Raw genomic sequence first — 11,892 nt, 5'->3', positions numbered from 1 at the left:
CAGCGCGGCGGCCAGGCGTCTTACGTCATCTTCGGCTGCGAGCTGGCGGCGGGCCACCACAATGCGCGGTTCGACTTTGATGAAGCGGTGATGGCTACTGCCGTGCAGATGCTGGCTACGCTGGCGCTTAACCAGACGCAATTCGGCGGTGCCCGATGAGCGCACACGACTTCATCGATCGCTACATCGACCAGCACCAGGCGCGTTTCAGTGCCCTCAGCGATGCCATCTGGGACGTGCCGGAAACCCGTTTCGAAGAGACGCAATCGTCTGCGCTGCTGGCCGATGCGCTGGCGCAGGAGGGGTTTGAGGTCGAGCGCGGCGTTGGCGGTCTCGACACCGCGTTTATCGCCTCAATCGGCCACGGCCAGCCGGTGATCGCCATCCTCGGCGAGTTTGATGCGTTGGCCGGCCTGAGCCAGCAGGCGGGCTGCGCCACGCCTGAGCCGCTGGTGGAAAACGGCAATGGTCACGGCTGCGGCCACAACCTGCTCGGTACCGCCGGCCTGGCCGCCGCTTTCGCCATCAAAGCCTGGTGGGCAGAACAGGGCGGACGCGGCACGCTGCGCTTTTACGGCTGCCCTGGCGAGGAGGGCGGCTCGGGTAAAACCTTTATGGTGCGCGAGGGGCTGTTTGATGATGTCGATGCTGCCGTGACCTGGCACCCGGAAGGCTTCAGCGGCATGTTCAACCTCAGCACCCTCGCCAATATTCAGGCGGCGTTTCACTTCAAAGGCGTGGCGGCGCATGCCGCTAACTCGCCGCATCTCGGGCGCAGCGCGCTGGACGCGGTGACGCTGATGAATACCGGCGCAAATTTCCTGCGCGAGCACATCGTGCAGGAGGCGCGCCTGCACTATGCGGTCACCCAAACCGGCGGCGTATCGCCCAACGTGGTGCAGGCCGATGCCGAAGTGCTGTACCTGATTCGCGCGCCGCAGCTCGACCAGGCCCAGGATATCTACCAGCGCGTGATCAACATCGCCAAAGGCGCAGCGCTGATGACCGATACGCAGATGACGGTACGTTTTGATAAAGCCTGCTCCAACTATGTGCCCAACCGCGCGCTGGAAGCGGTGATGGAACGTAATTTGCACCATTTTGGTCTGCCGCACTACAGCGCGCAGGAACAGGCGTTTGCGGCAGAGATCCGCGCCACGCTGAGCAAAGACGATCTGCGTAACGCGCGACTGAATGCGGCGCGCACCGGTGGCGAAGCGGGTATCGCCTGGGCTGAGGCGCTGGGGGATAAAGTGCTGATGGATGAGGTAGCGCCGTATGCGGTCACGCGCGAGTTGCTGTACGGCTCAACCGACGTTGGCGATGTGAGCTGGGTAACGCCGACGGCGCAGTGTTTTGCCCCCTGTTTTGCCTTCGGCACGCCGCTGCACACCTGGCAGCTGGTGGCGCAGGGCCGCACGCCGATTGCCCACAAAGGGATGTGCCTCGCCGCCAAAGTGCTGGCCGCCACCGCGCTGACGCTGTTGCACGATGATGCCGCGCTGGCGCGCTGTCGTGAAGAGTTTGACCGCGTGCGCCGCGAGCAGCCGTACGTGTGCCCGATTCCGGCCGGCGTGCAGCCATCGACATTAGCATCCTGAGTTCAGCAACGCATTACGCCAGGTGCGCATAAATGCGCACCCTACGGGACGTATTGCGACCGTTCTGCAACGCAGTAACCGGGTGCGTGACCGGTGGTCACCGCTCCTTACCGTGTAGGGTCGCCATTTATGGTGACCTGGTACCAACGCATCACCATTAAAAAAATATAAGCAGTACGCAAACATAACTGACGAGACGACTCATGAGGATCTACCGATGGAAGTGATGACCGAAAATCGCAGCCCCGGCAAGCTGTTCAGCTGGATTGAGCGGGTCGGCAACAAAGTGCCGAACCCGTTCTTACTGTTTGTCTACCTGATCGTGGTGCTGATGATCGCCACCGCGCTTCTCAGCAGCCTTGATGTAGCCGTTAAAAATCCGGCCAATGGCGAACTGGTGCGGGTCAATAACCTGCTGAGCGTGGCGGGCATTCAATGGATCCTGCCCAACATCATCAAAAACTTCAGCGGTTTCACCCCATTGGGCTCCATTCTGGCGCTGGTGATCGGGGCCGGCCTGGCGGAAAAAGTCGGCCTGCTGCAGTCGCTGATGGTGAAAATGGCGTCGCGCGTCAGCCGTCGCTACGCCAGCTATATGGTGCTGTTTATCGCGTTCTTCAGCCATATCTCTTCCGATGCCGCACTGGTGGTGATGCCGCCGCTCGGCGCGCTGATCTTCCTTGCCGTCGGGCGTCATCCGGTCGCGGGCCTGCTGGCGGCGATTGCCGGCGTCGCATCGGGTTTTACCGCGAATCTGCTGATCGTCACCACCGACGTACTGCTCTCCGGCATCAGTACAGAGGCCGCCAAAGCGGTCAGCGACACGGTCCACGTCAGCGTGATCGATAACTGGTTCTTCATGGCCAGCTCGGTCATCGTACTGACCGTGGCCGGCGCGCTGCTGACCGATAAATTTGTCGAGCCGCGCCTGCCCGTCTGGAACAGCAGCCACCACGAACGCCTGCCACCACTGACGGCGCAGGAGAATCGCGGCCTGAAGGCGGCCGGTCTCGCCGCACTGGTGTTCATCGGCGTGATGGCGCTGCTGGTGGTGCCAGAGCATGCGCCGCTGCGCAACCCGAAAACCGGCGGCATCATCCCTTCGCCGTTTATTCAGGGCATCGTGCCGATCATCATCCTGTTCTTCTTTGTGGTGGCGATTGCTTATGGCGCGGTGACGCAGCAGATTCGCCGCGCTGACGACATCCCCCGACTGCTGGTGGATCCGATGAAGAGCATGGCCGGCTTTATCGTCATGGTGTTTCCGCTGTCGCAGTTCGTAGCGTTCTTCAACTGGAGCAACATGGGCAAGTTTATGGCCATCGGCCTGACCGATATGCTGGAGAGCGCCGGCATCAGCGGTGCGCCGGCCTTTCTCGGCCTGATGTTCCTCTCGGCATTTCTGTGCATGTTTATCGCCAGCGGCTCGGCGATCTGGTCGATCCTCGCGCCGGTGTTTGTGCCGATGTTTATGCTGCTCGGCTTTCACCCGGCGTTTGCCCAGATGATTTTCCGCATCGCCGATTCCGCCGTGCTGCCGCTGGCGCCGATGTCGCCGTTTCTGCCGCTGTTCCTCGGTTTCCTGCAGCGCTATCAAAAAGACGCGCAGCTCGGCACCTACTACGTGCTGATCTTCCCGTATCCGCTGGTGTTCTTTGTGACGTGGATCGCGCTGCTGCTGGTGTGGTATCTGCTGGGCCTGCCCATCGGTCCGGGCGTTTATCCGCATCTGCCCTGACCTGGCGCCATGGACGGCGTACCGCTTTCTGTGAACTGCAACGCACGTTGCCAAAATGTCACCGCTGCGCCTCTCGGCAACCCCGGACGAATTGATTATTCTGCTATTTCTTCGCTTGCTAACGGTTAATGATTTCTGACAAACCACCACCGGGCGGATCCTGCAAACACCGAGGTAACAATCATAATGACAACCACCTATTCGACAGGGGTGGCGACCGATCGCATCGCGACCGAACGCCAGACGCTGGCCGGGCGCATCGACGCTCTGCCCTCTTCCGCCGGGCTGTGGCGCTTTATTACGCTGCTGGCGCTCGGCGGCTTCTTCGAGCTGTACGATCTGTTTGAAACCGGCTACATCAGCGCCGGGCTGGTCGCCGCTGGCGTGTTCCACACCGGCACCGCGGGCGTGTTTGGTATCGCCGATCAGGCGGCGTTCGCCTCGGCGACCTTTCTCGGCCTGTTTGTCGGTGCCAGCCTGCTGACGCCCTATGCCGACCGCTTCGGCCGTCGCCTGACCTTTATGTGCGCGCTGGCGTGGTACGGTGCGTTCTCACTGCTGATGGCGTTCCAGCACAGCGCGGAGATGATTATTCTGTGCCGCTTCCTGGTCGGTATCGGTCTGGGCGTCGAGCTGGTGACCATCGATACCTATCTGTCGGAGTGGGTGCCAGCCCATCTGCGCAGCCGCGCGTTTGCCTTCTCTTTTTTCGTTCAGTTCCTGTCGGTGCCGACGGTGGCGCTGATGTCATGGTGGCTGGTACCGCAAACCCTGCTCGGCCTCGAAGGCTGGCGCTGGGTCGTGATCGCCGGTGCGCTGTGCTCGCTGGTGATCTGGTTTATCCGGAAAAACCTGCCGGAGTCGGCGCGCTGGCTGGCGCAGCAGGGGCGGCATCAGGACGCGCACCGGGTGCTGAGCGAGATGGAAAAACGCTGCGGCATCGCGCCGGGAGACGATTTCTCTCAGCGTGATGCGGCGGTACAGCTGCCGAAAAAAGGGCGTTTTAGCGAAATCTGGGCACCGGCTTATCGCCAGCGTACGCTGATGCTGGTGGTGATGAACTTCTTCCAGGCAATTGGCTTCTTCGGCTTCGGTAACTGGCTGCCGGCGCTGCTGTCTGGCAAGGGGGCCACCGTTACCCACAGCCTGCTGTACGCCTTTTTCATCACGCTGGCCTATCCGCTCGGCTCGCTGATCTGCAGCCGCTACGCCGACCGGCTGGAAAACAAATGGCAGATCGTTTTTTCATCGCTGATGACGGTGGTGTTCGGCACACTGTTCGCGCTGACCAGCAACCCGCTGCTGATGGTGGTGTGCGGTTTCCTGATCACCTACAGCAACGCCTGGCTGACCTTCAGCTATCACGCGTATCAGACTGAGATCTTCCCGACGCACATTCGTGCGCGCGCCGTCGGCTTCTGCTATTCGTTCAGCCGGCTGTCGACCGCTTTCAGCAGTATTCTGATTGGCCTGATTCTGCAGTATGCCGGCAGTCAGGGAGTGATCGTGTTTATCGTGCTGAGTATGCTGATGGTGATGCTGTCGGTCGGGATTTACGGGCCGAAGACGCGGGGGCTGGATCTGGAGAACATTTAACCCGGATGGGCGCAGGGTGGGCGGCGGCCGGTTCAGCCCGGCAATGCGCACCCTTTGGAGCGGCACGATTCATCGCGCGATAAATCGCGCCGCTACGTCCTGATGCAAACCTTTGGGGGGCGTTTCCGCCCCCGCCAGATTTACACCAGTTCGGTTTTCACCCCTTCCTGGATCAGCACGTCGGCATCGACGCCGCTGTGGCTGTAAACCTGATACTTCACGCCAGCCACCGTGGTGCTGCCCTGCTGTTTCACCCAATCGCCCACGTCACCGCCGTCGCCGAGGATGTCATCCAGCTTCACCACGTCCTGCGCATCGCCTTTGATCAGCAGCTGGGTTTTGCCGTCTTTCACGAACAGATCCTGACTTCCAACCTGCAGGATATCGTCAACCGCTACGCTCAGGACGTTTTTGCCGTGACCCGTCATATCGATGGTGCTGCCCTGCTTGCCCTGCGCCAGCACATCGCTCAGGGAAACGGCGAATTCATCGCCCAGGGTGATGACGGCAGGAACATCAAAGGTAGTGATACCGACATGATCGTCATGCATGCCCCATTCAACGTCACTGATGCGCACGCCGCCCGGATTGTTCACCGAATCCACTTCTGCCGGATTGACGCGCACCACGGCTGAACCGATCAGCTTACCGGCCGGGGCGTGGTACTCGACAATGTCGCTTCGCAGGGTGCCAGGGTGCGCCTTCAGCTCATAGCTGTGCAGCAATTTACCTTGCGTGTCATAGAAATCGATGTAATTGCCTTTGCTGTGCACATAATCCGATTTCAGCACCACTTTCTCCGCCACGCCGTCGAAATCCAGCTTCATCTGGCCGCCACGGCCAACAATGATTTCGCCATGCTTCAGCGTTTTTTGCTCGCCGCCGATATTCGGTCCTTTAATCAGCGTCATTTTCAGACTGTCGTCGATGGTATAACTGACCCCGGTTTTAAAATCGATATAGCGCGGATGACCGTTAGCATCTTTCACCAGATCAGGTTGTCCACGAACCCGGCTGATTTCTTTAACCCCGATGTTATCGATAGCGAAATCGTTGCCGTTACCGTTATTAACCTCATTGGTTACCGCCACGCGAACCACTTCTGTTTTGCTGGCGGTATACAGTCCGCTGAAATGATTCCAGGCAGCATCCAGGCCCATGTTGGGAATCACTTTCTGTCCATTAACGTCCAGACCGATTTTCGGTTTCAGGCTCCCGCCAGGAATACGGTAGCCATCAAAATCGAACTGGTAGGTTTTACCCGCTTCGACCTGAATATAGCGATAAACCACTTCTCCTTTGAACCCGTTGGTGTTTGAACCGTTGGTCATGGAACCCAACTCATAAGAGGAATTGCCTCCGCTCCAGCGCTTAACCCCGATGTTGTCATTTTTGTGATACAGACCGCTGGCGATCCAGCCCTGCTGGGTGCCGTCGTTGAAATTCCACACTAGCCCCTTGTGATCGACCTTCGGCGGATCGACATTGATCTCCAGCAGAAAGGTTGGCGCATTCACATCACGAATGGCGCTATCACTGACCTGAAATTGCGTCAGTCCTTTCCACGGTGAGCGATCGTAAGACTGATAGCTCCAGTTACCCGTAGCATCCGCTGTGACCGAGTCCATTAATACCCAGTGGCCCTCAATATGGCAGCCGAAGATATACACCACCTTATTGGGTGCAGACGTGCCTTTCAGGGTTGGCGTCATATCATCGGTGATATCACCGCTTTTCAGCTGGCCCTGCTTTGGTCCGTTATCATCCCACGCAGAAATAATCTCCGTCTTGCCGGAGATAATCGTCAGGTCGAAAACGTCGGCGGCGGCGTCACGCACCGGGCTGTCTGAGACCTGGAACTCATATTTGCCAAAGCCGCCGCGTAACGCGCGCACTTCGCTTTGCCAGTGACCATGAGCATCCGCAACGGTGCTGCCGAGCGTCACCCATACCCCGTTCACGTGACGGGCATAGATATAAACCACGCTGTTCGCTGCAGCATGGCCTTTCAGCGTTGGCGTCAGGTCATCAGTGACATCGCCCTGATGCAGCACGCCGGTCTGCGCGCCAAAATTATCCCAGGCAGAAACGATACCGGGTTTTTCCGGCACCATGTTGAGACTGAACACCTCGGCGCTGGTGTCGCGATCAAAAGTTTTGGCAGCCTGAAACTCATAAGTGCCGTATCCCCCGCGCAGCGCACGCACTTCCGTTATCCAGTTGCCCCAGGCATCGGCCTTAACGCTGCCTAACACTACCCAGTGGCCATCAATATGCCGCGCATGGATATACACCATGCTGTTGGCTTCGGCTTTGCCCTGCAGCGTCGGCGCCATGTCATCGGTGGTGGCACCGTTGATTAATTTGCCCTGCTCGGGCCCGACATTATCGTGCGCCGTGTTGATGGTGGGCTTCAGGCGGGTGCCGTTGTCTGACACATACAGGTCGAACAGCGGCGCAGCGGGATCGCGCGTCGGGCTGTTACTGGCCTGGAAGTGATACGGGCCGGCCCCGCCATCCAGTCGGGCGATTTCCACCTGCCAGTGGCCAAAGGCATCCGCCTGGGTGCTGCCTTTCAGCCACCAGCTGCCGTTTTCGCGTGTGGCATACACGTAGACGATACTGTTGGCTTCCGCCGTGCCTTTGAGCGTGGGGGTGAAGTCATCGGTCAGCGCGCCGTTTTCCAGTTTGCCCTGTGCCGTGCCAAAATTATCCAGCGCATACTCAATCTTCACCGGCGCGGTGGGCACCACCGTATAGGTAAACGGCTCGCTCGCATCGCTCAACTCACCACGGTTATTTTGCGCGCGGGTAGTAATGGTGTTTTCACCGTAGCCCAGCAGATCAACGTTGCTCTCCCAGCGCCACTGCCCGTCAATCACCGGTGCCACGCCGACGCGTACCCCGTTGACGAAGATGATGACGTTTTCTGCGTCCAGCGGCGCGTTGCCGCTCAGGCGCGGGCTGCGATCGTCGCTTTCGCTACCGGCTTTGATCACACCGGTGTTCACCCCTTCATTATCATAGACTTCCAGCAGCTGCGGCTTATCGATGCGCGGCGAATTGACGTAAAGCGTATAGACCGGGGAATCAAAACTGACCTGGCCGAATTTATCGGTGGCGGTGACGTACAGGCGCTGTTCACCGTCACTCAGTTCCGGCGTAATGGTCCACTGGCCGTTTTTCGCCGCCTGCACGCTGCCAACCAGCACGCCGTTGCTGTACAGGCGGACAATGCTGTCCGGCTCGGCATAACCGGTAATGGCTGGCGTTTTATCATCGGTGAAGCCTTTGTTGCCAACCGGGCCCTGCACCGGTCCGAAATCATCCAGTACGCGCATAATTGCCGGCATATCGGGCGGGCTGAGATCGACTTCCAGCCGCGTCTGGAACGGAATCCCGGCGTTGCCGGCCCGGTCGAAAAAGCGGATGGTGAGATTATGGCTCCCCTCTTCCAGCCGCAGCGGCAGCTGATACTCCCAGCTGCCATCGGCCTGAACCTGGGTGGTAAACAACTGGCCGTTAATGGCAAATTCGATATAGCTGACGCTCTTATCCTCAACCACCCCTTTCCAGTACTGATAAGGTGAATTGACGTAGTTCTCCTGCCCCGGTTTGGTCGGGTCGTAATAGCCTACAGACATATGGTCATCCTTTTCGCCAGAGTTAATATCGTTAAAGTAACGCTTAATAAGCGGCAGGGATTTTTAAACGTGGGGGAGAAATCTCTTACAAGAAACGTCTGAAAGGAAAATCTAAGATAATGAATTTTAGTGGGATTTTTCGCACCCTTCAGGCCATGAACCGCGCCATGACCTGAAGGAAATGCTTAAGACAGGCTTACTGCTTTTCCAGCACCCGGATATCCGCGCTGCCCTGTTTTGGCTGCACGCTGTCATCCTGGCGCAGTTTCGCCACCTGTTTCGCCGTGACTTTGGTCTGCACGCCGTTGCCCCAGCTGCTGCGGATAAAGTTCACCACATCAGCCACCTGGCTGTCGTTCAGACGCCAGCCAAACGCCGGCATAGTGATCGCGGTCGGTGCGCCTTGCACGCCCGGCAGCGTGCCGCCTACCAGTACGATGTGAATCAGCGACGTCGGATCCTCTGCCATCACCACCGGATTCCCGCGCAGTGCCGGATAGAAGCGTTGATAGCCGCTGCCGTCGGTTTTATGACACGCCGCACAGCTGTCGACATACACGCCGGCACCCGGCTGGCTGTCGTCACCTTTCCACAGCGCCCGGGCCACTGCGTCATCCTCACGGAACACCGCCTGAGACGGATCTTTCGCGCCGAGCGATTTCAGGTAACGGGCAATCGCGCTGATATCCGCATCGCTGAGATACTGCAGGCTGTGCTGCACTACCTCGGTCATGCCACCAAACGCCGCCGTGTGATCGTTACGGCCATAGCGCAGGAACTGCTGCAGATCCGCTTCGCTCCAGCGCCCCAGGCCATCGCGGTTGTCACCGCGCAGGTTGCTGGCGGTCCAGCCGTCAATCGGCGCGCTGCTGCCGGCAAGATAATCATTGCCCTGGCCGTTATTCAGCGCTTTCTCCTGCATAGTGAAGCTGCGCGGCGTGTGGCAGGCACCGCAGTGGCCCAGTCCTTCCACCAGATAGCGACCGCGCGCCAGCGCCGGATCTTCCTGCGCTGCCGGCTGGAACGCCTTCACATCTGGCGCAAACAGGCCGCGCCAGATCGCCAGCGGCCAGCGCATCGACAGCGGCCACGGAATGTCGCTCTCTTTGTTAGCCTGCGCCACCGGTGCCACGCCGTGCATGAAGTAGGCATACAGCGCCTTCATGTCGTCATCGCTGACCACCGCATAGGACGGATACGGCATCGCCGGATAGAGCGTGTCGCCGTTTTTCGCCACGCCATGACGCACCGCTTTCTGGAAGTCGTCATAGCTGTAGTCACCAATGCCGGTTGCCTTATCCGGCGTGATATTGGTGGAGTAGATGGTGCCAATCGGCGTCGCCATCGCCAGGCCGCCGGCAAACGGTTTACCGCCTGCGGTGCTGTGGCAGGCGACGCAGTCACCGGCGCGCGCCAGATACTCACCGCGCTGCACCAGCGCATCGGCGGCGGTGTCCTCCGCCAGCGCGGCGAACGACAGGGTGCCCAGCAACAGGGCTGTTAAACTTTTGATCATCGCCATGTTCCTTATGCCTGTACCAGCGGGCCGGGGTTCTTCAGATACTGTTCACGAATCGCTTTAGCGGACCAGTAGCTCAGCGCCGCCACCATGCCGGTGGGGTTGTAGCCCAGCCCCTGCGGGAAGGCAGAAGCGCCGGCGACAAACACGTTCGGTACATCCCAGCTTTGCAGATAGCGGTTCACCGCGCTGGTTTTAGGATCTTCGCCCATGATGGCGCCGCCGCTCATGTGCGTGGTCTGGTACACGGTGGTATCGAAATGGGCACCCGGCCCTTTCGCGCCGCCAATGATCATCTTCGGATTCATCGCTTCAGTGATTTTGCGCATCTTGCCGATCATGAACTGCGCCATTTTGATGTCGTTGTCCTGCCAGTCAAAGGTCATACGCAGCAGCGGCTGGCCGTAAGCATCTTTGTAGTTGGGATCGAGATCGAGGTAGTTAGCGCGATACGACTGGTGCGCGCCGTGCGCATCCATCGACACGTGATGGTTATAGGTATCCGCCACCGCCGCTTTCCACTGGCTGCCCCAGTTCGGCGTGCCTGTTGGCGTCGGCAGGCCGGAGATCGGCTTGGTGCCCGCCTGGTTGACCCAGAACGGTGAACCGCCGACAAAGCCGTACGGACCATGGTCAAAGTTATCGGCGTTGTAATCATCCACCGCCACGCCCGCGCCACCGGCACCGATAAACGGATTGGTGGTGGTGTTTTTATCGAACAGCGCCTTCAGCGTGGAGATGTTCTGGTAGGCAAAGTTACGGCCGACCACACCCTCGTTGCTGATGGGGTTGTACGGCTTGCCGATGCCGGACAGCAGCATCAGGTGCACGTTGTGGAACTGGAAGGCGGAGAGGATCACCAGATCCGCCGGCTGCTCCACTTCACGTCCCTGACCGTCCAGATAGGTGACGCCGGTCGCGCGTTTTTTATCGTCGGTCAGGTTGACGCGCAGCACATACGCGTTGTTGCGCAGCTCAAACTTCGGCTCCTGGCGCAGCGCGGGCAGAATGTTAACGTTCGGCGACGCTTTGGAGTACATATAGCAGGCGTAGCCGCTACAGTAGCCGCAGAAGTTGCACGGCCCCATCTGCGCGCCGTAAGTATTGGTGTAAGGACCGGAGGTGTTGGCCGATGGCATATCGTAAGGGTGATAGCCCACCGATTCCGCCGCCTGGGCAAACAGCTGTGCCGACCAGGTGCGCTTCTGCGCGGGCAGCGGGAAGTCGCTGGAGCGATCCGGCGCATACGGGTTGCCGCCTTTCTCTTTGCCCACCACTTTGCCCTTGATTGACCAGGCGCTGCCGGAGGTGCCGAACACTTTTTCCGCCTGATCGAAGAACGGTTCCAGCTCGTCATAGCTGACGCCGAAATCCTGAATGGTCATGCCTTCCGGGATAAAGTTTTTGCCGTAACGCTGCTCGTAGTGACTGCGCAGGTTCAGCTCGACCGGGTCGACGCGGAAGTGCACGCCCGACCAGTGCAGGCCGGCGCCGCCGGTGCCGGTGCCCGGCAGGAATGCCGCCAGCTGACGATACGGTACGGCGGTTTGTGAGGCATCGTGACGGATAGTTACGGTGCTTTTTGACAGATCCTGGAACAGCTTTTTGCGGATGTTATAAGTCAGTTCATCAATCGACTGTGGATAGGATCCATCCGGATAGGTATCGCGATGCGGCCCGCGCTCCAGCGCCACCACATGCAGACCGGCCTCGGTCAGCTCTTTCGCCATGATCGCCCCGGCCCAGCCGAAACCGACGATCGCCACATCCACTTTTTTTAACGCATTTGCCACG

General features: G+C 59.4%; 6 protein-coding genes and 1 pseudogene. 4 read left to right on the top strand and 3 right to left on the bottom strand.

Annotated features, from left to right (window positions below; translation table 11 throughout):
• From ERD80_RS04005 to ERD80_RS03990, 4 genes and pseudogenes are all read left to right on the top strand, one after another.
• Positions 1–159 (top strand): annotated as a pseudogene (locus ERD80_RS04005) (M20 family metallo-hydrolase); the annotation flags it as partial.
• On the top strand, positions 156–1,601 hold the full coding sequence (locus ERD80_RS04000; protein ID WP_136545831.1) for a M20 family metallopeptidase: 1,446 nt from the start codon (positions 156–158) through the stop codon (positions 1,599–1,601). The pseudogene ERD80_RS04005 and the gene ERD80_RS04000, both read left to right, overlap by 4 nt.
• A gap of 217 nt (positions 1,602–1,818) precedes the next feature.
• The gene (abgT, locus tag ERD80_RS03995) at positions 1,819–3,339 is read left to right on the top strand and encodes a p-aminobenzoyl-glutamate transporter (RefSeq protein ID WP_136545829.1); all 1,521 of its coding nucleotides are present in this window, start codon (positions 1,819–1,821) and stop codon (positions 3,337–3,339) included.
• Positions 3,340–3,525: 186 nt separating this feature from the next.
• Complete coding sequence (locus ERD80_RS03990; RefSeq protein WP_136545827.1) at positions 3,526–4,935, top strand: MFS transporter; 1,410 nt, start codon at positions 3,526–3,528, stop codon at positions 4,933–4,935.
• Positions 4,936–5,075: 140 nt separating this feature from the next.
• Here the strand turns inward: ERD80_RS03990 and ERD80_RS03985 are convergent, their stop codons facing one another.
• From ERD80_RS03985 to ERD80_RS03975, 3 genes are all read right to left on the bottom strand, one after another.
• On the bottom strand, positions 5,076–8,579 hold the full coding sequence (locus ERD80_RS03985; protein ID WP_136545825.1) for an Ig-like domain-containing protein: 3,504 nt from the start codon (positions 8,577–8,579) through the stop codon (positions 5,076–5,078).
• A 196-nt stretch (positions 8,580–8,775) separates the two neighbouring features.
• Positions 8,776–10,095 carry a cytochrome c gene (locus ERD80_RS03980; protein ID WP_058759272.1) on the bottom strand — a complete coding sequence of 440 codons (1,320 nt, stop codon included), beginning with the start codon at positions 10,093–10,095 and terminating at the stop codon, positions 8,776–8,778.
• A gap of 11 nt (positions 10,096–10,106) precedes the next feature.
• Entirely contained in the window at positions 10,107–11,891 is a 1,785-nt protein-coding gene (locus ERD80_RS03975; RefSeq protein WP_021507807.1) for a GMC family oxidoreductase, read from the bottom strand.
• Position 11,892 lies beyond the last annotated feature (1 nt).

It is taken from the genome of Pantoea sp. R102 (assembly GCF_004916815.1).
Lineage (GTDB): Bacteria > Pseudomonadota > Gammaproteobacteria > Enterobacterales > Enterobacteriaceae > Pantoea > Pantoea dispersa.
The sequence above is the reverse complement of the archived record's forward strand: the minus strand, read 5'-3'. Positions and strand labels throughout refer to the sequence as shown.